Here is a 23,799-nt window from a genome sequence, read left to right on the forward strand (position 1 = left end):
TCACAGGGTCTGCAGGAAATCAACGATCGCGCTGATCTCCTGTTCGGTCAAAATCCGGTTCCGGCCGAACGGTGGCATCATGGTCTGCGGATTGCGCTTGGTCTCGTCGAAGATGATCGCGGCCAGCTCGTTGCGATCGGGGTACTTGGCCTTGAGGTCCCTCAGTTCCGGCCCGATCGTTCCCGGCAGGTCGCCGCCCCGAATGACGTGGCAGGTCAGGCAATTGCCCTTGCCGCGGTCGAAGGCGAGTTTCTGGCCGTCGGCCACAGCGGACTGCGCCCACGCCGGGCTGGCGAGGCCGGCGGCAATGGCCAGCAGGATGAACAGGACGGGCGTCCGGGAAAAGGCGGTCAAGGCGTCATTCCGAGGCGTTATGTCGATGATCTCGATCGCGAAATAGAAGCGTTCCAAAGCACAAAGGGCACCGCCTGACAATCAAGACTATGCACGCGACAAAATGGAGTTAATATCTTCCGCATTGCAACTAAAGAGATTATTTGTTCAGTCGATTTGGACCAAGAGTTTGGCCCAAGAGTAGTTTGGACCAAGAGTTAAGGGCCGTGGCGTGGGCCGGCTGTTTCCAGGGCGTTTGGGCGCTCATCCTGTTTTCATCGCGTTCTCGTTTTTTTCAAGGGGACCTCACTTGGCTGAATATGTCGTCGAATTCGGCAGGGATGGCGGTCGGGTCGAGTCCGATGGGCGGCTCGATGCGCCGGCATTTCATCGCAATCACGAGCCGCTCTGGGCGGCACTGGAAAAGTATCTCGCTGGCTGCACCGGCAACGTGGTCGAGCTCGGCAGCGGAACCGGCCAGCACGTGGTCCACTTCGCCCGTCAAACGCCCGGCCTGATCTGGTGGCCCAGTGATCTCAACCAGCGCCACCTCAAGAGCATCGAGGCCTGGCGCGTTCATGCCGGCCTGCAAAACATCCGCTCGCCCCTGCGGATCGATCTCACCGATCCCGACTGGTGCCCGGAGATGAACAGCGGACAGGCGCCGTCAAGTCTTGCCGCCGTGTTCTGCGCCAATGTCATCCACATCGCGCCATGGAGCGTCGCCGAGGGCCTGTTCGCCGGCGCCGGCCGCTATTTGCGGGCCGACGGCAAGCTGTTCCTCTACGGCCCGTTCAAGCGCGGCGGCAAGCACATTGCGCTCAGCAACGCCGTGTTCGACACGTCCCTGCGTGAAGGCAATCCCGATTGGGGCGTGCGCGACATCAGCGATGTCGAGACGCTCGCGCGCAGCGCAGGTCTTCGCCTCGTCGATACCATCGACATGCCGGCGAACAATCTCACGCTGGTGTTCGCGCGATAAGCCACGAAGGGAGGGCGGGGGAGAGGGGTAGCCCCAAGCGAGATCTGAGTTCGCGGCTACCCCTCTCCCTTCCCCTCCCCCGCAAGGGGGGAGGGAATGACATAGCGGTGTTCGCCTGACTCAGTGACGCGACTAGGCTTCGCCATCCCGCCAGCCGATTTTGTCCTTCAAGAACCGGAAGCCGATCACCTCGAAGCCGGCGCGCTCCTTGTTGTCCTTGCCGTAGCCGTGGCCGCCCGCTTCAGGCTCGTAGAACCAGGCCTCGTAGCCCATGGCCTGGAGCTTTGCGGCCATCTTGCGCGCATGCCCGGGATGGACACGGTCGTCGCGCCGCGTGGTGGCGATCAGGATCGGCGGATAGGGCTGGCCGGCCTTGACGTTGTGATAGGCGGAGTAGGTCTTCAGCCAGTCCCACTCCTCAGGCTTGTCGGGATCGCCATATTCCGCGATCCAGCTCGCGCCGGCGAGCAGCTTTGTGTAGCGACGCATGTCGATCAGCGGGATGGTGCAGAACAGGGCGCCGAAGCGTTCGGGGTATCGCACCAGCATGTTGGTGATGAGGATGCCGCCGTTCGATCCACCCTGCGCGGCGATGCGCTTTGCTGTCGTCACGCCGCGGCGGACGAGATCGGCGGCGACCGCGGCGAAATCGTCGTGCGACAGTTTCTTGCCGCCGAGCCGGCCGGCATCGTGCCAGCGCGTGCCGAATTCGCCGCCGCCGCGCAAATTCGCCTGCACCGTCGTGCCGCCGCGCTCCAGCCACAGCTTGCCGAGCGACGGGTTGTAATAAGGCTTCACTGAATGGGCGAAGCCGCCATAGGCGCTCATATAGACCGGTGCATCGCCGGTCTCGCCAGTGGGGCCCGTCTGCACATAAGGAATGCGCTCGCCGTCGATCGAGATCGCCTCGTGCTGGGTCACCACGAGGCCGTCGGCAGTGAAAATCTTCGGCGCCTGTTTCAACACGGTCGGGCTCGCGACGCCGCGCTCGATCAGCAGCAGCGACGGCGGCGTCAGCGGATCCTGCACATTGGCAAGCAGGTCGCCGTTGCTCTCGGAGGGATGGCGGTCCAGCGGCCAGATGTCGACGACGCCGATCTGCGGCAAGCCGCCGAGTGTCTCGCGGCTCCAGCTCGTGGCGGACGGCGTGCATATCTCGAATTGCGGCTGGAGCTCGTCGAGGATCGACAGCACCAGCTTGCCCCCGGCCCAGAACAGGCCTTGCAGGGCGCGCCGAGGTTCAGGCTCGAACAGGATAGCAAAATCGCGGCTGCCGGCGAGAAACGCCGAGAGCGGCATGCCGAGCACGGTGTCGGCGGCATAGGTTTTTCCCTCGATCGACCAGGCTTCGCGCAGCTTCATCGCGAACCAGTCGCCATGTGCCTGCATCCAGATGCCGGTCGGCAGATCGAGCTTCGTCGTCGTGCCGTCTGCGTCGCGCAGCCAGAGCGCATGATTGAAAAAGTCGATCTGGTCGACGATCCAGCTGCGCGGGGCCGCAGCGGTGTCGTCGACCATCCCGGAGATTGCCATATGATCGGCCGTGGTCTCGATGATCATCCGCGCCTGATCGACAGGCTGGCCGCGCCGCCATAGGCGAACCGTCCGCGAATATCCCGAACTCGTCGCCATGCCTTCGCCATGGGCGCTCGACAGCAGCAACGTGTCGGCATCGAGCCAATCGGCGCCGCCCTTGGCTTCCGACAGCGCAAAACCGTCCGCAACGAAACTCTTCGTGTCGAGGTCGAATTCCCGCAAGGTGACGGCGTCGCTGCCACCGCGCGACAGGCTCAAAATCGCCCGCGAGCTTCCCCGCTGCGTGGTGATGCCGCTCAGCAGCCAGTCCTCGCCTTCGCGCGCGGCGAGCTGGTCGACATCCAGCATGATCTCCCACGCCGGATGCGATTTGCGAAACTCCGCGAGCGAGGTCTTCCGCCACAGGCCACGCGGGTTCGTCGCGTCCTTCCAGAGATTGTGCAGGTCGTCGCCACGCCGGCTGACATAGGGGATGTTGTCGGGACGATCGTAGATCGCCGCGAGGATGTCGCGATCGCGCGCGAAGGCCTTTCCACCAAACGCATGGAGCGTCAGGCTGTTCTGCCGCGCGACGAAATCGAGCGCTGGCTTGCCCTCGATCTCCTCCAGCCAGAGCCAGGGATCGTCGTCGGGAGCGCTGAGCGTAGGCCTGTCGTCGACGGACATGAACGAAACTCCGGAAGGTCGCGGCGGATAGGATTTGATCGAGCGCAAGCCGTCAAGTGCGCGGCCCATTATCATCCGCCCGATTGCGTCAGAGGCATGGCCTGCGCCCGTTTGCGCCGGTTGCTCGCCCTCCCGCGCCCCGCCATAGTGCCGGGAATCAAGGGAGCCCCTTGAATGCCCCTCGAAAGCCCGTTGGGGCGGAAATGCCGATGTTAGATGTGACTGCAGCCAATGAGATCGCCGCCGACGCCCGCGTGCGCGCCAATGTGGTGCGCCTTGCCGCCGCGCAGGCGCTGACCGGCGCCAACTCGGCGGTGATCTTCGCCACCGGCGCGATCGTCGGCGCGACGCTGGCGCCCGACGTCTCGTTCGCGACCGTGCCGATCTCGATGTATGTGCTCGGCCTTGCCGCCGGCACACTGCCGACCGGCGCGATCTCGCGCCGCTTCGGCCGCCGCGTGGCTTTCGTCATCGGCACCGGTGTGGGCACGCTGACCGGTCTGCTCGGCTGCTTCGCAATCCTGCACGCTTCGTTTCCGTTGTTCTGTCTGGCGACCTTTCTCGGCGGCCTCTACGGCGCGGTGGCGCAGTCCTATCGCTTCGCTGCCGCCGACGGCGCCAGTGCTGCCTATCGGCCCAAGGCGGTGTCCTGGGTGATGGCGGGCGGCGTGTTCGCCGGCGTGCTCGGTCCGCAGCTCGTGCAATGGACCATGGATGTCTGGCAGCCTTATCTGTTCGCCTTCAGCTTCCTGGTTCAGGCTGCCGTCGCGCTGGTCGCGATGGGCATCGTCGCCGGGGTCGACATGCCGAAGCCGGCGCCGGCCGATCTTCACGGCGGGCGGCCGCTGCTCGAGATCGTGACCCAGCCGCGCTTCATCGCGGCGGCGCTGTGCGGCGTCATCTCCTACCCCATGATGAATCTGGTGATGACCTCGGCTCCGCTCGCCATGAAGCTGTGCGGCTTGAGCGTTTCCGATTCCAATTTCGGCATTCAATGGCACATCGTCGCCATGTACGGGCCGAGCTTCTTCACGGGCGCGCTGATCGCCCGCTTCGGCGCGCCGAAGGTCGTTGCCGCCGGCCTGCTGCTGGAGGCCGGCGCGGCCGGCATCGGCCTGTCCGGCATCACTGCGATGCATTTCTGGGCCACGCTGATCGTGCTCGGCATCGGCTGGAATTTCTCCTTCATCGGCGCCTCTGCGCTGGTGCTGGAGACGCACCGGCCGCAGGAGCGCAACAAGGTGCAGGCCTTCAACGATTTCCTGGTGTTCGGCATGATGGCGATCGGCTCGTTCTCATCCGGCCAATTGCTCGCCAGTTACGGCTGGTCCGCGGTGAACATGGTGGTGTTCCCGCCGGTGGTGCTCGGCCTCGCGGTGCTGTCGCTGGCCTCCTTTGCCCGCCGCCGCAAGGCGCGGCTGGACGCGGCGATGGGTGAGTTCCCGGACGCGATCTGAGTTGGCGGGAGGCTGTCAGCAGCGTTGACACTTCGATCCCGGTCGAAGTGATTTTCGGGGCCCGGGTTGTTACATGATGCTCGTCATGGACAGACGAGCGTGAAGCAAGGCGCTCGCGGGGGAAACGAAGGACAAGCGCAAATGCTCGACAATCCCCGGCACGACGCATCCATCGACGAATCCTCTCTCCGCTACGAAGGCTGGCGCATTGTCGCGGTCTGCTTCCTGCTCGCGACCTTCGGCTGGGGGCTCGGCTTCTACGGCCAGAGCGTCTACGTCGCAGAGCTCCAGCGTGCGCACGGCTGGTCGGCCTCGCTGATCTCATCCGGCACGACGTTCTTCTATCTGTTCGGCGCGCTGCTCGTCGTCTTCGTCGGCGAGGCCGTCAACAAGTACGGCCCGCGCCTCGGCCTGATCGCGGGCACGCTGGCGATGTCGGCTGCAGCGGTCGCGATCGGCGCGGTGCGCGAGCCCTGGCAGCTTTATCTCGCGAACGCCGTGCTCGCCTTCGGCTGGGCCGGCACCAGCCTTGCGATGATCACCAACACCATCAGCCTGTGGTTCGACCACAAGCGCGGCATGGCGATCAGCCTCGCGCTGAACGGCGCAAGCTTCGGCGGCATCGTCGGCGTGCCGCTGCTGGTGACCTTGATCGGTCATGTCGGCTTCGCCAGCGCCATGTTTATCGTCGCGGGCGCCATGCTGGCGCTGCTCGTGCCGGTGATCCTGATTGTCGTCGGCCGCCCGCCCGATCTCCATGGCCGGCGCGCAGCGACGAAAACGAAGCCGCAATCGTCGGCGCAGATCCGCAGCCAGGCATTGCGTGATCTCGGCTTCCTCACCGTGACCATTGCCTTTGCTTTGGTGCTGTTCGCGCAGGTCGGCTTCATCGTCCACCTGATCTCGTTCCTCGATCCCGTGATCGGGCGCGAGCGCGCGGCCGTCGCGGTTGCGGTGCTGACCGCGATGGCGGTGATCGGCCGGGTGCTGTTCTCGCTGGTGATCGACCGCCTCAACCAGCGGCTCGCCTCGGCGCTGTCGTTCCTGAGCCAGGCCGTGGCGCTGTGTGTCGTCATCAATTTGCACAATGATTACGTGCTGATCGCGGCCTGCGCATTGTTCGGCTTCTCGGTCGGCAACCTCATCACGCTGCCGTCGCTGATCGTGCAGCAGGAATTCGATTCCGCCTCGTTCGGCGTGCTGATCAGCCTCAACACTGCGATCAACCAGGTGACCTATGCGTTCGGCCCCGGCGTGGTCGGTTTCCTCCGCGACTTCTCCGGCGGCTATTCGCTGCCGTTCTATCTCTGCATCGCGCTGGAGGTGGTGGCGGCGGCGCTGATCATGGTGCGGGGGAGGCCGCGAGCGAGGACGGCATAGAGGCGCAACGGCGCCTCAACAAACTCCGTCATTGCGAGGAGCCCTTGCGACGAAGCAATCCAGGCTGCCTCCGCGGAGACAGTCTGGATTGCTTCGCTTCGCTCGCAATGACGAACGGAGGTAGCAGTGCCTACGCTTCCCGCTGCTTCAGCAGTTCCTCCAGATCCAGCCGCTTCGTGACCATCGCCAGCTTCCCATCCGGCCCGAACGGCCATTGCTCTCTCGGTCGGTCCCGATACAGCTCGACGCCATTCTGGTCGGGATCGCGCAGATACAGCGCCTCGCTGACGCCGTGGTCGCTCGCCCCATCCAGCGCAATGCCGGCCGAGAGCACGCGGTGCAGCGCATCCGCCAGCGCGGGCCGCGTCGGATAGAGGATCGCGGTGTGATACAGCCCGGTCGTGCCTGGGGGCGGCGGCGAGCCGCCCTTGCTCTCCCAGGTGTTGAGCCCGATGTGGTGATGATAGCCGCCGGCCGAGATGAAGGCCGCGCCGGAGCCCATGCGCTGCATCAGTTCGAAGCCCAGCACGCCGCAATAGAAGCCGAGCGCGCGATCGAGATCGGCGACCTTGAGGTGGACGTGGCCGATCCTGGTGCCGGCGGCGACGGCTTGGTTCTGCGACATGTGGCTGCTCCGTTGACAACCCCCACATAAGGCGAGCCTCGGAACAGTGCTACTGGCCTATCCCGAAACCCATCGTTTCCATTCGGGAAACTATGAGAGCTCCGGCACCTCGCCCTCGGGCAGGCCGAACTCGAAGGTGTTCAGCGTCATCGACACCAGCGTGTAGTAACCGCACAGCCCGATCACCTCGACGACGCCGCGCTCGCCGAGCAGCTTCACCGCCTCATCATAGAGGCCCTTCTCGACGCCATGGCCCTCATGCAGCGACTTCGCGACGTCGTAGATCATTTTGGCCACAGGATCGTCGAATTCCGGCGTGCGGCGATCGCGGATCGCGTCGATGATGTCAGGGTCCATGCCGCCGGCAAGCGCAAGGCGCTTGTGGGCGTACCATTCGTAATGCGCGGTCCAGTGCCGCGCCGTCACCAGGATCGCGATCTCCGAGAGCTTTGCGGGGAAGGTCGTGTCGAAGCGCAGGACCTCGCCGAGCCGCGTGGCATGTCGCGCCATCTCGGGGCTGTTCAGCCAGGCCATCATCGGCGCGGGCGGCTTGCCGCGCTTGCCGGCAATCGACTCGTCATAGGTCTGCCGCTGGCTCTCGTTCATTTCGCCAGGCGAAAGAAGCTTCAGGCGCATTGTCGTTTCCTCTTTGTTTTCAAGCCTCGCCGTGGCCGCGACTATAGCCGATGCCTGCCACGGAAGTGGTTGAATTCCACGAGGCGATGGCCCAGAGTCGCGCTCAACAAGCCGATTTTGATTGATGGAAACGACCATGAGCGACAAAACCAGCGATGCCGAGACGGCCGATCTCGAAACATTCCGCGGCGAAACACGCGTCTGGCTCGAGGCGAACTGCCCGCCGGAGATGCGCAAGCCCGCGACCTCCGATGCCGACGTTTTCTGGGGCGGACGTAACGCAAAATTCTCGTCCGAGCCGCAGCGCATCTGGTTCGAGCGCATGCGCGACAAGGGCTGGACCGTGCCGGACTGGCCGAAGGAGTATGGCGGTGGCGGCTTGAGCCCGGCCGAGCACAAGGTGCTGCGCGCGGAGATGGCGAAGATGGGTGCGCGGCCGCCGCTGTCGAGTTTTGGCATCTGGATGCTCGGGCCGGCGCTGCTGAAATACGGCAACGAGGCGCAGAAGCAGGAGCACCTGCCGAAGATCGCGGCGGGCCTGATCCGCTGGTGCCAGGGCTATTCCGAGCCGAACGCCGGCTCCGATCTCGCCTCGCTCCAGACCCGCGCCGAGAGCGACGGCGACGATTTCGTCATCACTGGGTCGAAGATCTGGACGTCCTACGCCAATTACGCCGACTGGATTTTCTGCCTCGTCCGCACCGATTCTACGGCGAAGAAGCACGACGGCATCAGCTTCATCCTGTTCGACATGACCTCGAAGGGCGTCACGACCAAGCCGATCCTGCTGATCTCCGGCTATTCGCCGTTCTGCGAGACCTTCTTCGACAATGTCCGCGTGCCGAAATCGCATGTGGTCGGCACCGTCAACCGCGGCTGGGACGTCGCAAAATATCTGCTTCAGCATGAGCGCGCGATGATATCCGGCATGGGCGAGCGCGGCGTCGGCCGTCCGCTGGGCCAGATCGCGGCCGATTCCGTCGGCACCGATGCGCTGGGGCGGCTCGACGATGCGATGCTGCGCGGCCGGATCGCCAGCTTCGACGTCGACGAAGCCGCACTTGCAGCTTGCGCCGAGCGCGCGGTCGATCTCGCCAAGGCGGGGCAGGCGCATCCGGCGTTCTCGTCGGCGATGAAATATTACGGCACCGAGCTCAACAAGCGCCGTTACGAGATCCTGATGTCGGCCGGCGGCGTCGATGCGCTGGAATGGGAGAGCGAGCGTTCGAAGCAGGGCGCCCGTCCGCGCGCCTGGCTGCGTACCAAGGCAAATTCGATCGAGGGCGGCACGACGGAGGTGATGCTCGGCATCGTCGCCAAGCGCATCCTCGATTTGCCGGGGGCGTAACTCCACCGTCGTTCCGGGGCGGTCCGCAGGACCGAACCCGGAACCTCGAGATTCCGGGTTCACGCTTCGCGTGCCCCGGAATGACAACAACAGACGTACATTCCGCCAGACGTTAGAGACATTGCACATGGCCCTCGTCCTCACCGAAGAACAATCGATGCTCCGCGACAGCGCGCGCGGGCTGATCAGCGACAAGGCGCCGGTGTCGCATTTGCGCAGCTTGCGCGATAGCAAAGACCCCACCGGCTTCTCCAAGGAGTTTTGGCATTCCTTCGCCGAGATGGGTTTTGCCGGCTTGCTGGTGCCGGAAGAGTTCGGCGGCAGCGGCCTCGGCTATGTCGAGGCCGGCGTGGTGATGGAGGAGATCGGCCGCACGCTGATGCCGTCGCCGTTCCTTGCCACCAGCGTGGTCGCGGCTTCGGCACTGAACCGTGGCGGCAATGCCGCGCAGAAGTCGGAGTATCTGCCGAAGATTTCCAACGGCTCCCTGCTCGCGACGCTCGCGATCGACGAAGGCGCAAAGCATCGCCCGCTTCAGACCAGCCTCCAGGCCGTACGCGCCGGCAACGGATTTAGGCTCTCCGGCGCCAAGGCGCTGGTGGTCGACGGTCACGTCGCCGACCTCCTCATCGTCGCTGCCCGCACTGCGGGTTCGGCCGGCGAGCGCGAGGGGCTGACGCTGTTCCTGGTCAACCCCAAGGCCAAGGGCGTTGCGATCGAGCGCACCATCATGGTCGACGCGCACAATGCGGCGCGGATCGATCTTGCCAATGTCGAGGTCAATGCCGACAGCGTGCTCGGCGAAGTCGACCAGGGTGCCACGCTGCTTGACGGCGTGCTCGATATCGGGCGCGGCGCGGTCGCCTCCGAAATGGTGGGCTTGAGCGAAGAGGTGTTCAACCGCACCGTCGAGTACCTGAAGAGCCGCAAGCAGTTCGGCAAGCTGATCGGCGAATTCCAGGCGCTGCAGCACCGCGCCGCCGAACTTTATGTCGACATCGAGATCACCCGCGCCGCCGTGATGAAGGCGCTGCAAGCGCTCGACACGGACGTCGCCAAGGCCGCATCAAGCGTCGCAGTGGCCAAAGCCCGCGCCGGCACCACCGCCACGCGCGCAGTGCAGGAAGGCGTGCAGATGCATGGCGGCATGGGCATGACCGACCAGTTCGACATCGGCTTCTTCATGAAGCGCGCGCGCGTGTGCGAGGAATTGTTCGGGGACGCCAATTACCACACCGAGCAGCTGGCACGGGCGCGGGGGTATTGAGGCGACGTAAGGACGCGAGGACGCGCCTCACCCTCGGTGTCGTCCCGGCGAAGGCCGGGACCCATACCGCGTGATCTATCGATAAGAGCAGGTGACTGTACCGCGAGAAGACTCTTTAACGACGTGTCTTCGTCAAACTGCCCCCTGGGGTTATGGGTCCCGGCCTTCGCCGGGACGACCCAGAAGAGACAGGCCGCCGCTCCTTATCTTACCGGCGGTGCGTACTGCACGCCGCCCGCATTCCACAGCTGGTTCATTCCGCGCGGGATCTTCAACTTCGACTTCTCGCCGATGTTCCGCTCATACATCTCGCCGTAATTGCCGACGTTGCGGATGATGCGGACGACCCAATCCTTGGTGAGGCCGAGCTGCTCGCCGTAATTGCCCTCGGTGCCGACCAGCCGCATCACTTCCGGCTTCTTCGACTTCAAGGCCTCGTCGATGTTTTCCGAGGATACGCCGAGCTCTTCGGCGTTGATCATCGCGTAGAGCGTCCACTTCACGATCATCATCCAGTCGTCGTCGCGCTGGCGCACGACGGGCGCGAGCGGCTCCTTGGAGATCATGTCCGGCAGGATCATGTGGTCGCCGGGCTTCGACAGGTTGATCCGCAGCGCGTAGAGCTGGGAGACGTCGGCGCTGAGCGTGTCGCATTTGCCGGTATCGTAGGCCTTCACGACGTCGTCCAGCTTGTCGAACTTCACCTCTTCATACTTCATGTTGTTGGCACGGAAGTAATCCGCGACGTTGAGCGCCGTGGTGGTCCCGGTCTGGACACAGACCTTGCTGCCGGTCAGATCCAGCGCGGTCTCCTTGTTGCGCGCGCGCGGCAGCATGAAGCCTGCGCCGTCGTAATAGGCGACCGCGGGGAAATAGAGGTCGTAGTCGAGCTCGCGCGCCATGCTCCAGGTCGAGTTGCGCGAGAGGATGTCCACCTTCCGGCTCTGCAATTCCTTGAAGCGCTCGCTGGCATCGAGCGCGACGAATTTCGCCTTGCTCGGGTCGTTGAAGATCGCGGAGGCCACCGCGCGGCAGAAATCGACGTCGAAGCCGGTCCAGTTGCCCTTGTCGTCGGGGATCGAGAAGCCCGGCAGGCCCTTGTTGACGCCGCACAGCACTTCGCCGCGGCGTACGGTGCGCTTCAGCGTGCGGGTGTCGTAAAACTCGTAGATCACCGCCAGGACGCCGACCAGCACGGCAACCGCGAGCCCGATCAGCAGGCCGCCTCGAAAAGTGCGCATCATGTTGCTCTCTCGAAATAATCGGGAAAAGGAATTCTGGACGAGGGCGGGGAGCATGATCCGGAAAAGTGGGAAGCGGTTTTCCGAAAGATCATGCTCAAACGATAAGCTTCAGAGTTCCGGCTTCTGCCGGATGACCACCTTGGTGCCGACCGGGACGCGATCGTAGAGATCGGCGACGTCGCGGTTGACCAGCCGGAAGCAGCCCGAGGAGACCTTGGTGCCGATCGTGTCGGGCCGGTTGGTGCCGTGGATGCGGTAGACCGTGGTGCCGAGATACATGGCGCGCGCGCCGAGCGGGTTGCCGGGGCCGCCGGCCATGAAGCGCGGCAGATAGGGCTGGCGCTGGATCATCTCCGGCGGCGGCGTCCAGTCCGGCCACTCCTTCTTGTTGGTGATGTTCACCAGCCCCTGCCACTGGAAACCATCGCGGCCGACGCCGATGCCGTAGCGGATCGCGCGGCCGCCGGGCTGCACCAGATAGAGATGCCGTTCGGCGGTCGAGATGATGAGGGTGCCGGGCGCTTCGGTGGTGCGGAAGTAGACCACCTGCTTCTGCCATTCCGGATCGAGCTCGTAGGCGTCGTCGGCGACCAGGCCCGGCTCATCGCCGCGGTCGGGCTGCTGGGCGTAGGCGTGGGGCGCGGACATGATCAGGCCGATCGCAGCCACAAATATCCCGGTCAGGCGACGAATATCCGTCATTTCAAGCTCTCCCCGCTGCCACAGCGCAAATCATCAGAAACCATCTGAACCCAGGGGCAGCTTCATGGCAAGTTGATGGCGCGCCCGGCTGGTATGTCACGAGAATGCTTTGGTTTTTTGACGGACCCTTAGCAATGCCACAAACAGGGGATGGCGCGAAAAGCCTGGATTGCTGCCGCAGCGGTGGTGCGCTCCCTCCCCGCTTGCGGGAGGGTCGACCTGGCGTCGGCCTGAGCTCGCGCCTCGTCCTTCGAGACGACCGCTCCGCGGTCTCCTCAGGATGAGGCTAAGATTCATCGGAGCTGGTCGAAATTGCCGCCGCGGACTCCGTCCTCATCCTGAGGGCCCGCCGCCGGCGGGCGTCTCGAAGGATGGCCGCAGGCGACTTTGGCAGCTTTCCTTCAAGCGGGGAGAGCTAAATCTTATTGCTCTCCGGCGCGATCCCGAGCCGCCGGACGATTTCGGCCCCCACCGCGCGCGCCTCGGGCCTCGAACCGATGCGGGGGCTGCGAAACCGTTGTCCGGACTGCAATCGGATCACGACGATGCAGTGCTCGTCCTCCGAGCGGCCGCGGCGCTCGACCGTGATCGCCTTCACGTCGCGCCCCGCGACATGGTCGGCGCGCAACGTGCCGTCGCCCCACAGGCGTTCGACGCGGATATCGCCTTGGCGGATGATCCAGAAAGCGCCGGTCACAAGGTTGGCATATCGGTAAACGCCGAAAGCGGCGAGCGCGCCGACCGGCAGCAGCCCGATGTCGACCGGCCCGGGCGACAGGCCGCGCCAGAGCCTGTAGGCGTAGGGAACGGCGCACAATGCGACGACGATCAGTGCGACGATCCTGATGTCCCTTGCGGAAAACGGCTCGAGGGGGTCGCCGAGACGCATCTCGGGATTGCTGGCATCCAGCGGATTGACCGGAGCCTCGACGTCGGGAACGTCGAATTGCGCGGCGATCCGCGCCACCGTGTCGCGCACATGCGTGACATCGGAGATCGGCGGCGAGGTCAGGCGTTCTCCGGAGGCCAGCGTGAAGGCCAGCTGGAAGCGGGCTTTTGCCCTCTTGCTGCCGGGAACCTGCAGTCCGCTGATGTCGTCTTTGGCAATGACCCGCGTCCGGAGTTTTCCGAACGGGCGCTGTTGCCCGATCAAAATCTCGGTCGGCGTGATGATCCACACCACCGCCGGCGCCAGCATGATGGCGCCGACGAACGCTGCTCCCACGAGCAGCGCGACCACGGAGATGATCACTTCCATTGTGTCGTGGGTGAACAGGCCTGGCGTGAAGCACAGCGCGACGGCGGCCGCAAAGCCGGACATGACCAGCCGCTGCGCGATCGAGGCGCCTTCACGAAGGCGAATGTCGGTGCTGGTGGTGGCGTCGTCCATCGCGGGCGGCTGATTCCGAGGCTCGCGAAACTCCACGGACGGGTCCGTGGAGTCAAGCAACAAGGGCGAGACCGCCGCAACCCGGAATCAGCTATTGGCGTTCAGCAACCGGCCGACGGTGCGGTCGATCTCGTCGTAGCGGCCTTCGCCCTCGTGCTGGAACACGATCTTGCCGTTCTGGTCGATGATGTATTGCGCCGGCCAATACCGGTTGCGGTAGGCGTTCCAGGTCTTGGAATCATTGTCCTGTGCCACCGGATAGGTGATGCCGTGGCGCTTCAGCGCCGCCTGCACATTGGATGCCGAGCGCTCGAACGGGAATTCCGGCGTGTGCACGCCGACCACGACGAGGCCCTTGTCCTTGTACTTGGCATAGAGGTCGGTGACGTGCGGCAGCGTGTTGACGCAGTTGACGCAGCCATAGGTCCAGAAGTCGACCAGCACGACCTTGCCGCGGAGATCGGCGATGTTGAGCGGCTTCGAGTTGAACCAATTGTTGATGCCGGCGAAGTCGGGCGCGGTGTCCTGGCTGGCGGCAGCGGTGACGACAGGGACAGCGCGTGCGGCCTCGTCGCAGATGCCGGGGATGACGGCGCCGGTCACGGCGATGCCGATCAGTGCGGCGGAGACGGCAAGCAGTTTGAAAGTCATGGAAAGATCCTCCGGTGAAGATGCGGGATGATCACAGGCCGATCTGGCCGGTGGGATAGAAGCCGGTAAGCCACGCCACGATCAGCGTGTCGTATTGGAAATAGGCGGCGACGGCGAAACCGATCACGACGACGCCAAAGCCCTGCTGCAGCCGCGGCGAAATGCGCGCGAGACTGCGCACACGCGTGGTCGCGGCTTGCCCGCCATAGGCGATCGCCAGCATCGGAATCGCCGCGCCGATCGCGTAGGCGACCAGCAGCGTGCCGGCCCAGGTCGCGTTCTCAGTGGTCGCGACCAGCGTCAGGATCGAGCCGAGCACCGGGCCGGCGCAGGGCGTCCAGACCAGGCCAAGCGTGGTGCCGAGCACGAGCCCGCCGAGCGCGCCCTCGCGCTGCGTGGCGCTGGAGTTGCCGAGATCGAGCCAGCCGTTGAGCCGGATCGACAGCCATTCGAACGGCGCCGGCCACAGCATCAACAGGCCGAAGCCGAGCAGCAGGATCGATGCCGCCTCGCGCAGCATGTTCGGATCGAAATCGAACAGCCGCGTGATGGCGCCGAGCAACAGCGCGGTCGCGGAGAACGAGACGACGAAGCCGAGCGCGATCATCGCGGGGCGCAGATGCGAGCTGCGGCCGATCGATGCGCCGAGCAGGATCGGCAGCATCGGCAGCGTGCAGGGCGCGGCGATGGTGAGGATTCCGGCGAGGATGGCGAAGAGAAGTTCGAGCATCGGGGCACTCGTGAAGGAGGTCACGAGGGCTGTTCGGGATGGCTGTGTCGGACGTTACGCGCCGTCACACGATCGTGACGGAGCCCCTGTTTCGCGCGGCCACTCTGCCGGCTGCGGTGACGGTGCGCTCCCTCCCCCCTTGCGGGGGAGGGCGGGGGAGAGGGGTAGCCCGGGAAATGGTCGAACCATCTTCGACCGCGCCGCACGAACAAATCGATGGAGTCCCCGTGTGGCTACCCCCCTCCCATTCCCTCCCCCGCAAGGGGGAGGGAATGAGAGAGCGATGCCCGCCTCACTCAAACCGCCGCTAAACAGCGGAGCCGTGGTCTCGCCCATCCCCAGACACAAAACGACCCGGAGGGGGGCATCCCGTCCGGGTCGCTGGAGGTCTTGGGAGGTTTAACGAAATCGTATGTGAGCTTTATAGGAGGGAAGTTTTTCAGCCTGATGTTGTGCTTTGTTTCAATTGTTTCGTCGGCGGTAACTTCCGTGTCCGGAGATAGGGCCCCATGGGCGTCCTATCTCCTTGATATTACCTAGGTTTAGGCAGCAAAGCGCTCGACGCCGGCGCCCTTAAGCAATTCGGCCAGTTGCTTGCGGGCGTAGAACATCCGGGTCTTCACCGTGCTCTGCGGGATGCCGATGATCTGTCCGACCTCCTCCACCGACTTCTCATGGTAGTAGACGAGGGTGATGATTTCGCGATGCGCGGGTGACAGCTTCTGAACGCAGGCGCGGAGGATGGCGCTGGTGTCGCTGCGGTCGAGCGAGGTCTCCGGCGTGTCGCAACCGTCGGCGATCTGGCGCACGTCTTCCTGGTCGATGTCCTCGAAGCGACGCTGGCGCATCGCGGTCAGCGCCTTGAAGCGGGCGATCGAGAGCAGCCAGGTCGAAACCTGCGAGCGGCCCTGGAATTGGCCGGCGGTCCGCCACACGTCCAGAAACACCTGGCTGACGAGATCTTCCGCCGTGGTGGCGTCGCGCACGATCCGCAGGATGAAGCGGTAGACGCGCACGTTGTGACGGCAATAAAGGATGTGCATGGACGTCCGGTTGCCGTCGGCAATGCTTTCGAGAAGCATGTCGTCCGAGGTCGCCTGAGCGGCAATGATGCTCTGGCTGGCTTGGGCGTTGATGGCGATGACGTTCGGCATTGACTTGGCTCCCCGTAGCGCCGCAACCGAGCGGCGTTTCCTTGGACCAAAGTGTTAATGAGCCAACGTTTCGGGACGTCTGCACGAAAAGGGGAAAATGGTTTCGTGCGCGGCCAAATTGTTTCGTCGGACAGGGCCCGACGAAACATTCGGGGTAAAAAAGCGTGGAATTTCAATGTACGGAAAATACGGGGGTGGGGCTCCGTGGCCGTGCTGAGCAGTCGGGAACGAATTTCGGGCCCTTGCGTTCGTCGCTTCCGCAATCTCGATGTCGTCCCGGCGAAGGCCGGGATCCATAACCACAGGCCGTGGTTTGGCGAAGACAGGCAGTGAAGAGGCTTTGGGGCGGTACGAGCACCGCACTCGCCGATAGATCACGCGGTATGGGTCCCGGCCTTCGCCGGGACGACACAGGAGAGTGTGGCGCCCCCCTACGCCTTCTCGCCCGCCGGCGAGAACAAATAGCCGCCGCCGCGGATGGTGCGGATCACGGCGGGTTTCGTGGGATCGGGCTCGATCTTGCGGCGGATGCGCATGATGCGCAGATCGACCGCGCGGTCGAAGGCTTCGGCGTCGCGCGCGTTGGCCAATTCCAGCAGGCGCTCGCGCGACAGCACGCGCTTCGGATTGGCCGCGAACACCTTCAGGAGCCCGAACTCGGATGCGGTCAGCGGGTGCTCGTTGCCCTCGTCGTCGCGCAAGGCCTGCGCTTCGAGATCGAGCCACTTCGTCCCGAACCGCACCAGTTGGTCCTTGTCCGATTTCGCAGCCGCCGCCTCCGCCGCCACGGCTTTCGCCGGCGTGCTCCGGCGCAGCACCGAGCGGATCCGCGCCATCAGCTCACGCAGCTCGCACGGCTTTGCCACGTAATCGTCGGCGCCGAGCTCGAGGCCGACGACGCGGTCGATCGGGCTCGCCGTCGCCGTAAGCATGATCACCGGCACGTTGATGCGGCTCTTGAGGTCGCGGATGATCGAGAGCCCGTCTTCCTCGGGCATGTTGAGGTCGAGCACGACGAGGTCGGGCATGCTGCCGTCGATCGCTGTGCGCAACGACTTGCCGCCGTCGCACAGCGTCACGGTGAAGCCGTGCATCTTGAGGTAATCACCGACCATCTCCCGGGCCGGGGCCTCGTCGTCGACGATCATGATGTGCTGGCTTTGGGTCATGGTCTTGAGATCACGGGATTTCGGTCGCGGGGAGGGTGATGGTGAAGGTCGAGCCCTTGCCGGGGCCCTCGCTGTCGGCGGTCACCTCGCCGCCGTGCATGTCGATAATACGCTTGACGATGGACAACCCAAGCCCGGTCGAGCTCTCGCCGGCGGTCGGTTTGGCGGATAGCCGCTGGAATCGACCGAACAGGCGGCCGAGATCCTCCGGCGACAGGCCGGCGCCCTCGTCGCTGACGCGGACGATGGTGTCGCCGCCCTCATGGCTGACGACGACCCCGATCTTGCCGCCGATGGGGCTGTATTTGATGGCGTTGCTGATGAGGTTGTCGATCGCCTCGCGAATGCGGTCGGTGTCGCACATGGTGACGACGTTGACGGGCGCGGTGACGCTGATCGCCTGCTGCTTGTTGACGGCGAGCGGCTGGTTGGCCTCGGCGACCTCCTTGACCAGGGCCGCGACGTCGACGGGCTCGCGGCGGATGGTGATGTCGAAGGCATCGGCCATCGCGTCCGAGATCAGATGATCGACCATCGTGGTCAGGCGCTTGGTCGCATCGCGGATGTGATCGACCTGGGCGACCACGCCGCTTGACGACGCGCCGGTCGAGATCAGCTCCTTCAGCATCTCGGTGCGGCCGAGGATGACGCCGAGCGGATTCTTCAGATCGTGGGCAACGGTGCCAAGGATCTCGTTCTTGAAGCCGTTGGCGCGTTGCAGCCGCAGCCATTGCGCCGAGAGGCGGCGGTTGGCCTGCATCAGCGCGCGGGTGCGCTGGGCGACGCGGTCTTCCAGCTGGGTGTTGGCGGCCTGGAGCTGCTGGTAGAGGATGACGTTGTCGAAGGCGATCGAGAGCCGGCTGGAGAATATCTCGACCAGCGAGCGGTCGGTCTCGGACAGCTCGCGCTCGGCCTGGAGCAGCACCACGACCTCGCGGCCGCTTCCGGTGCGCAAATAGATCACGCTGCGGTGGTCGGCGAATTCGTTCTTGCGGCCCTGGAACGCGGCCTCCACCATCGCGCGCAGATCGGGGTCGAGCGCCTTCGACGAGGTCGTGCCGATGAAGCGGCTGTAGCAGCCGCTGCCGGCGAGCACCGAGAGCTCGGGGTCGATGCCGCCATTGTCGCGCAAAACCAGTATACCGGCGCAATCGACGTTGAGCAGCGAGGCGAGCTGGGTCAGCACGCCCTCGGCGAGCCGCTGCATCGACTTGAAGTCGTACAGCGTCGAGGCGGCGTCGATGATGATCTCGAGCCCGCGTCTTGTCTGCAGCATACGCTCGAGCTGCTGGTAGGAGCGCAGCGCCGCGGTCAGCGAGGTGAACAGCTTGTCGGCGGTGAGCTCGGTCTTGGCCTTGTAGTCGTTGATATCGTACTGCACGATCACGCGCCGCTCGGGCGCCTGGCCGGGCTGTCCGGTGCGCAGGATGATGCGCACGGTCTCGTTCTTGAGCTCGTTGCGGATGTACTCGACCAGCTCGAGGCCGGCGACGTCCGTTTCCATGATGACGTCGAGCAGCACGGCGGCGATGTCGCTGTGCGCGGCCATCAGCTTGCGACCTTCGGCCGCGGAATGGGCGGAGAGGATCTCCAGACCCTGGCCGTTGAGGTTGTAGTCGGACAGCGCGAAGCGCGTGCCGTCATGCACGGCCGGATCGTCGTCGATGACGGCGATCTTCCATTTCCGGGCGTCAACATCCTCCGATGCGGTACCGGTATCGTCGATCAGGTGGAGGACATCGTCCTGTTCGGCCATTGAGAAGTCCCGTCAGTCTCTGTGCTTTGCCCGCCGCCCTTGGCGACCCGGGGCATGATAATGCGAAAAGTGGTGCCTTGTCCCAGCTTGGATTCCAGCATCATGCGACCGCCGAGCTGCTGGGTGACGAGGTTATAGACGATATGGAGGCCGAGTCCCGTGCCACCTTCATTACGCCTGGTGGTAAAGAATGGGTCAAAGGCCTGGCGCTGCACGTCGGGGGTCATGCCGGCCCCGTCATCGGTGAAGATGATCTCGACGTCGTCGGTCCCGCGGGGCCGCGCCGAGATCGTGATCGTGCCGGTGCGACCGTCGGCAAAGGCGTGGTTGGCGGCGTTGAGGAACAGGTTGGTCAGGATCTGGCCGTAGGAGCCGGGATAGCCGTCGAGCAGCAGCCCCTCGGGCATGTCGACATGGAGCGTGATCGGCGACCGCTTCAGCACCGGCCGCAGGCTCGCGATGATCTGCTCGGTGGCTTCGCTCAGGGAGAATTGCCGCCGCTCGGCATGGGAGCGGTCGACCGCGACCTGCTTGAACGACTGGATCAGCTCGCCGGCGCGCTGCAGGTTGCCGACGAGCTGCTGCGAGGCATCGCGCGAGGACTGCACGAATTCTTCCAGCTGCGAGCGGCGCAGGCCGCCTTCGCCCTTGAGCTGGGCCTCGAAGATCTCGGTGCGCCGGGCAAAGCTGGAGGCGACGGTGAGGCTGATGCCGATCGGGTTGTTGACCTCGTGAGCGACGCCGGCGACGAGGCCGCCGAGGGCTGCGAGCCTTTCGGCATCGATCAGATTCTGCTGTGCGGCGTTGAGCTCGAGCAGCGCACTTTCGGCCTTCTCCTTGGACGCGCGCAGCTCGTCCTCGGTCTCGCGCTTCGCGATCGCGTTTTCGCGGAACACTTCCACCGCGCGCGCCATGGCGCCGACTTCGTCGCGCGCGCGCGTGCCCTGCACCTCGCGGTCGAGGTCGCCGAGCGTGATCGCGCGCATCGCCGCCATGATCTGCTGCAGCGGCAGCCGGATCGACAGCGCGATCAGCACGCCGGCGGTGAGGATGATGCCGAGGAAGATCACGGCGATGGACAGAACGCGACGGGAAATGTCCGCCAGCGTGCGGTCGAACGTCTCCTGCGCCTTCTGCTCGCGCTGGCGCATCTTGGTGGAGAGGTCGTCGATGGCGCCGATCGCCTCGGCCTGGTTGGCGTCGATCGTATTGCGCAGCAGCTCGGTACGGTTCGTGAGCTGCTCGGAGAGCTTTGCAAAGCCCTCGCGCAACGCGGCGGTGCGGACCCCGAGCCGTTGCAGCGCCATGCGCTGGAGGTCGTTGTCGGCGAGATCGATCATCACGGGGATGGTCTTCTCGATCGTCTCGGTGTTGCGGCGGGCGTCGTCGGCCGCACCCGACGACAGCGACAGATAGTAGGAATTGGCCGCGACCAGCATCGCGGTGAAGGCCTCGCGCGACTTGCCCAGCGAAGGCCAGATCAGCGCGTCGCGATGGCCGGTGGCGCCTTCGATGATGGAGTAAAGGCCGGCCATGTCCCTGGCCGGTCCCTGCACCTGATCCTCATAAGTCCTGGCGATGGTGGCCTGGACGCCGCGCAGCTCGCCAAAGCCGTTGAGGAAGCGGTCGGTGGTGCGCTCCAGCTCCTCGACCGAGCCCGACAGCATCGGGTCCTTGGCGGCGCGGTTGGTCAGCGTGCCCAGCACCGCCTCGCGCAGCAGCAGGATCTCGGCGAACAGGTCGGGGCTCGGCTGGTTGATGTAGCGGTGGATCAGATTGTGCAGCCGCCCGGTCTCGCTTTCGAGCAGCGCCAGAATCCGGTCGGACTCGCGCACCTGGCGCACGTCGTCCCAGGCCGAGCCGAGCACCTGCGAGCCGTTCCAGATCAGCGCGACCAGCACCACCACGACGGCTGAGTTCAGCGCCGCGATCGACAGGATGCGCCAGCGGATCGGCACCGCCCGGAGCACGCCGACGAGCCGCGCGCGCAGCCGCCCGATCGGGCCGGGCGACCTGTCTGCATGCTCGCTGTGTCCAAGCCCGGGCAAGAGGCCTCACTCCACCTTGCGAATGCGTTCAATCAGCGCGGCCGCGGCCGGATCTTGCCCGGCCTTGGCGTAGATCGCGACCATCGCATCCTCGAACGGCTTGCGGTCGATATCCCTGACGATGGTGACGCCCGCTGCTTCCGCCTTGCGTTGCGACTGCTCCTCGAGGTCGCGCCATTTCTCGCGCATGAAGCGACTGGAACGTATCGCGGCTTCCCTGAAGATGGTCTGGTCGTCGGCCGACAGGCTTTTCCAGGCCTTCAGCGAGATCACCAGGACTTCGGGGCTCATCGTGTGCTCAGTGAGCGCGAGGTAGCCGGCATGCTTGTAATGGTCCGTCGTCACGAAGGATGGCCAGTTGTTCTCGGCGCCGTCGATCAGATGGTTGGCAAGCCCGGCAAGCACCTGCCCATAGGGCATCTCGACCGGCTCCGCGCCGAGCGAGCGGATCATCTGGCTCATCAACTCCGACTGCTGCACCCGGATCCGCAATCCCTTGAGGTCCGCGACGTTTCTGACCGGGCGGGCGCCGTTGTAGATCGACCGAGCGCCGGAATCGTAGAAGGCCAGCCCGACAAAGCCGTAGGGTTCGAAGCTGCCGAGAATCTCGCTGCCGATCGGCCCGTCCAGCACCTTCTGCATGTGCTCGATGGACCGAAACAGGAACGGCATCGCAAGCACGTTCATCGCCGGAACGAAGTTGCCGATCAGCGCCACATTGGTCCGGTTGAGATCGATCGCGCCGGCCCGGGTCTGCTCGATGGTCTCCTTCTCCTCGCCGAGCTGGCGGGAGTGGAACACCTTGACCTCATGCCGACCGCCGCTGCGCTCGGCGATCAGGGCGCCCATGTAGCGCAGCGCCTGCACGGTCGGATAATCCTCGGTCTGGGTGTCGGCGGCGCGGAATTCGCGCGCAGCGGCGCTCGTCGCGCAGATGGCGATCAGAAGCGCGACAAAAACCACCCCGGTCCGCGAGCGTTCGGCACGGTTCAACACTGGCACACTCAACCCCTCAGTGGTGGAGTCTATGGCGGGAGTAAAAGGTTCAATGCAATCTAGCAGATGGTCGAGGGAAGGCCATCCCGCCCGGCACTCCTGCGTGATTGTGCGGCGCGGCCGGCGCTTATTCCCGGTTGAAACCGCAAATGCCGCGCCTTAAGCAGGGACAGCCGCCGTTCGTCGTGCGACATGGGATGCGATATGGGAAGAGCCATCGTGACTTCAGCATCGCGCCTTTTGCAGGTCGTCGCCGCCTTTGCGGCTCTCTCATTGGCCGCGCCGGCGCGGGCCGCCACCGACATCGCGTGGTGGCACGCGATGTCCGGCGAGCTCGGCCGGCAGCTCGAGAAGCTCGCATCCGACTTCAACGCCTCGCAATCCGATTACCGGATCGTGCCTGCTTACAAGGGCAATTACACCGAGACGGTGACGGCCGCGATCTTCGCCTTCCGCTCGCGCAGCCAGCCTGCGATCGTCCAGGTCAACGAGGTCGCCACCGCCACCATGACCGCGGCCAAGGGCGCGATCTATCCCGTGTTCAGCCTGATGCGGGACATGAACGAGCCGTTCTCGCTCAATGACTACCTTCCCGCTGTCTCCGGCTACTACACCGATGCGGCCGGCAATCTCTTGTCCTTCCCGTTCAATTCGTCGACGCCGATCCTGTATTACAACAAGACCATGTTCCGCGACGCGGGCCTCGATCCTGAGGCGCCGCCGAAGACCTGGCCGGAGCTTGGCGCTGCTGCAAAACGCCTGCGCGATCGTGGCGCGGCGTGCGGCTTCACCACGTCCTGGCCGTCCTGGATCCATGTCGAGAATTTTTCAGCCTTCCACAATCTGCCGCTGGCAACGCGGGCGAACGGCTTTGCCGCGCTCGATGCCGAGCTGACCATCAACAATCCGTCTCTCGTGCGTCACGTCTCCGAGCTCAGCGAGTGGCAGAAGACCAAGGTGTTCGACTATAGCGGCCGCGGCCAGTCGGCCGAGCCGCGCTTCCAGAACGGTGAATGCGGCATCTTCATCGGCTCCTCGGCGACGCGGGCCGACATCAAGGCAAATTCGAAATTCGAGATCGGCTACGGCATGATGCCGTATTGGCCCGATGTGAAGGGCGCGCCGCAGAATTCGATCATCGGCGGCGCCACGCTGTGGGTGCTGCGCGACCGGCCGCGCGAGGAATACAAGGGCGTGGCGCGATTCTTCGCCTACCTGTCGCAGCCCGGCGTGCAGGCCGCATGGCATCAGAACACCGGCTATCTGCCTGTTACCCGTGCCGCCTTCGAGCTGACCCGCGCGCAAGGTTTTTACGAGCGTACCCCGGGCTCGGCGATCTCGTTCGAGGAGATCACGCTGCATCCGCCGACGGAGAATTCGAAGGGCATCCGGCTCGGCTCCTTCGTGCTGATCCGCGGCGCGATCGAGGACGAGCTGGAGCAGGCCTTTGCCGGCCGCAAGAGCGCGCAAGCAGCGCTCGATTCCGCGGTCGAACGCGGCAACAAGCTGCTGCGCCAGTTCGAGCGCGCCAGCCCGGAGCGATAGGCGCCGCCGCTTCCGCGACACGCGCGACGTTCGCTGCACCGGCGAACACCATCGGACATCTCGCCATCTGACGGAGTGTGCGAGCCTGCGGCGCGACGGGCCGCAGGTCCATGCTCTCGAATCCGTGACGCCCGTGTGAGCCACTTCACTTGTGGCTGTACGCCGGCGGATATAATCTTGAGGT

20 protein-coding genes are annotated in these 23,799 nt (G+C 64.8%); 6 read left to right on the top strand and 14 right to left on the bottom strand.

What is annotated here, in order from left to right:
* Positions 1–354 carry a sulfur oxidation c-type cytochrome SoxX gene (gene soxX, locus JQ591_RS07255; RefSeq protein WP_211395325.1) on the bottom strand — a complete coding sequence of 118 codons (354 nt, stop codon included), beginning with the start codon at positions 352–354 and terminating at the stop codon, positions 1–3.
* A 289-nt stretch (positions 355–643) separates the two neighbouring features.
* Between soxX and JQ591_RS07260 the strand changes: the two genes are divergently transcribed.
* The gene (locus tag JQ591_RS07260; RefSeq protein WP_211395326.1) at positions 644–1,315 is read left to right on the top strand and encodes a DUF938 domain-containing protein; all 672 of its coding nucleotides are present in this window, start codon (positions 644–646) and stop codon (positions 1,313–1,315) included.
* Between the two features lie 132 nt (positions 1,316–1,447).
* On the opposite strand, the gene JQ591_RS07265 is transcribed toward JQ591_RS07260, so the two are convergent.
* Entirely contained in the window at positions 1,448–3,517 is a 2,070-nt protein-coding gene (locus JQ591_RS07265; protein WP_211395327.1) for a prolyl oligopeptidase family serine peptidase, read from the bottom strand.
* Between the two features lie 209 nt (positions 3,518–3,726).
* On the opposite strand from JQ591_RS07265, the gene JQ591_RS07270 reads away from it, so the two are divergent.
* The gene (locus JQ591_RS07270; RefSeq protein WP_211395328.1) at positions 3,727–4,974 is read left to right on the top strand and encodes an MFS transporter; all 1,248 of its coding nucleotides are present in this window, start codon (positions 3,727–3,729) and stop codon (positions 4,972–4,974) included.
* Positions 4,975–5,115: 141 nt separating this feature from the next.
* A complete protein-coding gene (locus JQ591_RS07275; RefSeq protein ID WP_211395329.1) occupies positions 5,116–6,354 on the top strand; it encodes an MFS transporter in 1,239 nt (412 codons plus the stop codon).
* Positions 6,355–6,484: 130 nt separating this feature from the next.
* Here JQ591_RS07275 and JQ591_RS07280 read toward each other — a convergent pair whose 3' ends face one another.
* Entirely contained in the window at positions 6,485–6,979 is a 495-nt protein-coding gene (locus JQ591_RS07280; protein ID WP_211395330.1) for a VOC family protein, read from the bottom strand.
* Between the two features lie 90 nt (positions 6,980–7,069).
* Entirely contained in the window at positions 7,070–7,615 is a 546-nt protein-coding gene (locus tag JQ591_RS07285) for a carboxymuconolactone decarboxylase family protein (protein ID WP_211395331.1), read from the bottom strand.
* Positions 7,616–7,751: 136 nt separating this feature from the next.
* On the opposite strand from JQ591_RS07285, the gene JQ591_RS07290 reads away from it, so the two are divergent.
* On the top strand, positions 7,752–8,963 hold the full coding sequence (locus JQ591_RS07290) for an acyl-CoA dehydrogenase family protein (RefSeq protein WP_211395332.1): 1,212 nt from the start codon (positions 7,752–7,754) through the stop codon (positions 8,961–8,963).
* A 127-nt stretch (positions 8,964–9,090) separates the two neighbouring features.
* Positions 9,091–10,230: an acyl-CoA dehydrogenase family protein gene (locus JQ591_RS07295; RefSeq protein WP_211395333.1), complete on the top strand. Its 1,140-nt coding sequence runs from the start codon at positions 9,091–9,093 to the stop codon at positions 10,228–10,230.
* A 203-nt stretch (positions 10,231–10,433) separates the two neighbouring features.
* On the opposite strand, the gene JQ591_RS07300 is transcribed toward JQ591_RS07295, so the two are convergent.
* The 10 genes from JQ591_RS07300 to JQ591_RS07345 form a co-directional block, all read right to left on the bottom strand.
* Positions 10,434–11,471 carry an amino acid ABC transporter substrate-binding protein gene (locus JQ591_RS07300; protein ID WP_211395605.1) on the bottom strand — a complete coding sequence of 346 codons (1,038 nt, stop codon included), beginning with the start codon at positions 11,469–11,471 and terminating at the stop codon, positions 10,434–10,436.
* A gap of 111 nt (positions 11,472–11,582) precedes the next feature.
* The gene (locus JQ591_RS07305) at positions 11,583–12,176 is read right to left on the bottom strand and encodes a L,D-transpeptidase (RefSeq protein ID WP_211395334.1); all 594 of its coding nucleotides are present in this window, start codon (positions 12,174–12,176) and stop codon (positions 11,583–11,585) included.
* A 415-nt stretch (positions 12,177–12,591) separates the two neighbouring features.
* On the bottom strand, positions 12,592–13,566 hold the full coding sequence (locus tag JQ591_RS07310; protein WP_211395335.1) for a hypothetical protein: 975 nt from the start codon (positions 13,564–13,566) through the stop codon (positions 12,592–12,594).
* Positions 13,567–13,653: 87 nt separating this feature from the next.
* Entirely contained in the window at positions 13,654–14,217 is a 564-nt protein-coding gene (locus JQ591_RS07315) for a thioredoxin family protein (RefSeq protein ID WP_211395336.1), read from the bottom strand.
* A gap of 31 nt (positions 14,218–14,248) precedes the next feature.
* Positions 14,249–14,947, bottom strand: a complete 699-nt coding sequence (locus JQ591_RS07320) for a cytochrome c biogenesis CcdA family protein (RefSeq protein ID WP_211395337.1) — start codon at positions 14,945–14,947, stop codon at positions 14,249–14,251.
* 542 nt (positions 14,948–15,489) lie between these two features.
* Positions 15,490–16,101 (bottom strand): sigma-70 family RNA polymerase sigma factor, encoded by a 612-nt coding sequence (locus tag JQ591_RS07325; RefSeq protein WP_007615818.1) that lies wholly within the window; start codon positions 16,099–16,101, stop codon positions 15,490–15,492.
* 431 nt (positions 16,102–16,532) lie between these two features.
* Positions 16,533–17,270, bottom strand: a complete 738-nt coding sequence (locus JQ591_RS07330; protein WP_211395338.1) for a response regulator — start codon at positions 17,268–17,270, stop codon at positions 16,533–16,535.
* 10 nt (positions 17,271–17,280) lie between these two features.
* Complete coding sequence (locus tag JQ591_RS07335; RefSeq protein ID WP_211395339.1) at positions 17,281–19,026, bottom strand: ATP-binding response regulator; 1,746 nt, start codon at positions 19,024–19,026, stop codon at positions 17,281–17,283.
* Positions 18,996–21,026, bottom strand: a complete 2,031-nt coding sequence (locus JQ591_RS07340; RefSeq protein WP_211395606.1) for a sensor histidine kinase — start codon at positions 21,024–21,026, stop codon at positions 18,996–18,998. Before JQ591_RS07340 ends, JQ591_RS07335 begins: the two co-directional genes overlap by 31 nt.
* Positions 21,027–21,080: 54 nt before the next feature.
* A complete protein-coding gene (locus tag JQ591_RS07345; protein ID WP_211395340.1) occupies positions 21,081–22,076 on the bottom strand; it encodes a TRAP transporter substrate-binding protein in 996 nt (331 codons plus the stop codon).
* A gap of 198 nt (positions 22,077–22,274) precedes the next feature.
* On the opposite strand from JQ591_RS07345, the gene ugpB reads away from it, so the two are divergent.
* The gene (ugpB, locus tag JQ591_RS07350) at positions 22,275–23,615 is read left to right on the top strand and encodes a sn-glycerol-3-phosphate ABC transporter substrate-binding protein UgpB (protein ID WP_211395341.1); all 1,341 of its coding nucleotides are present in this window, start codon (positions 22,275–22,277) and stop codon (positions 23,613–23,615) included.
* Positions 23,616–23,799: the final 184 nt, after the last annotated feature.

Source organism: Bradyrhizobium canariense, from assembly GCF_018130465.1.
In the GTDB taxonomy this organism is placed as follows: Bacteria; Pseudomonadota; Alphaproteobacteria; order Rhizobiales; family Xanthobacteraceae; genus Bradyrhizobium; species Bradyrhizobium canariense_C.

Excerpts from the sequence above, each read along its gene's own strand:
- JQ591_RS07265 (WP_211395327.1), bottom strand. The coding sequence starts at position 3,517 with ATGTCCGTCGACGACAGGCCTACGCTCAGCGCTCCCGACGACGATCCC.
- JQ591_RS07270 (WP_211395328.1), top strand. The coding sequence starts at position 3,727 with ATGTTAGATGTGACTGCAGCCAATGAGATCGCCGCCGACGCCCGCGTG.
- JQ591_RS07275 (WP_211395329.1), top strand. The coding sequence starts at position 5,116 with ATGCTCGACAATCCCCGGCACGACGCATCCATCGACGAATCCTCTCTC.
- JQ591_RS07280 (WP_211395330.1), bottom strand. The coding sequence starts at position 6,979 with ATGTCGCAGAACCAAGCCGTCGCCGCCGGCACCAGGATCGGCCACGTC.
- JQ591_RS07285 (WP_211395331.1), bottom strand. The coding sequence starts at position 7,615 with ATGCGCCTGAAGCTTCTTTCGCCTGGCGAAATGAACGAGAGCCAGCGG.
- JQ591_RS07290 (WP_211395332.1), top strand. The coding sequence starts at position 7,752 with ATGAGCGACAAAACCAGCGATGCCGAGACGGCCGATCTCGAAACATTC.
- JQ591_RS07295 (WP_211395333.1), top strand. The coding sequence starts at position 9,091 with ATGGCCCTCGTCCTCACCGAAGAACAATCGATGCTCCGCGACAGCGCG.
- JQ591_RS07300 (WP_211395605.1), bottom strand. The coding sequence starts at position 11,471 with ATGCGCACTTTTCGAGGCGGCCTGCTGATCGGGCTCGCGGTTGCCGTG.
- JQ591_RS07305 (WP_211395334.1), bottom strand. The coding sequence starts at position 12,176 with ATGACGGATATTCGTCGCCTGACCGGGATATTTGTGGCTGCGATCGGC.
- JQ591_RS07310 (WP_211395335.1), bottom strand. The coding sequence starts at position 13,566 with ATGGACGACGCCACCACCAGCACCGACATTCGCCTTCGTGAAGGCGCC.
- JQ591_RS07315 (WP_211395336.1), bottom strand. The coding sequence starts at position 14,217 with ATGACTTTCAAACTGCTTGCCGTCTCCGCCGCACTGATCGGCATCGCC.
- JQ591_RS07320 (WP_211395337.1), bottom strand. The coding sequence starts at position 14,947 with ATGCTCGAACTTCTCTTCGCCATCCTCGCCGGAATCCTCACCATCGCC.
- JQ591_RS07325 (WP_007615818.1), bottom strand. The coding sequence starts at position 16,101 with ATGCCGAACGTCATCGCCATCAACGCCCAAGCCAGCCAGAGCATCATT.
- JQ591_RS07330 (WP_211395338.1), bottom strand. The coding sequence starts at position 17,270 with ATGACCCAAAGCCAGCACATCATGATCGTCGACGACGAGGCCCCGGCC.
- JQ591_RS07335 (WP_211395339.1), bottom strand. The coding sequence starts at position 19,026 with ATGGCCGAACAGGACGATGTCCTCCACCTGATCGACGATACCGGTACC.
- ugpB (WP_211395341.1), top strand. The coding sequence starts at position 22,275 with ATGGGAAGAGCCATCGTGACTTCAGCATCGCGCCTTTTGCAGGTCGTC.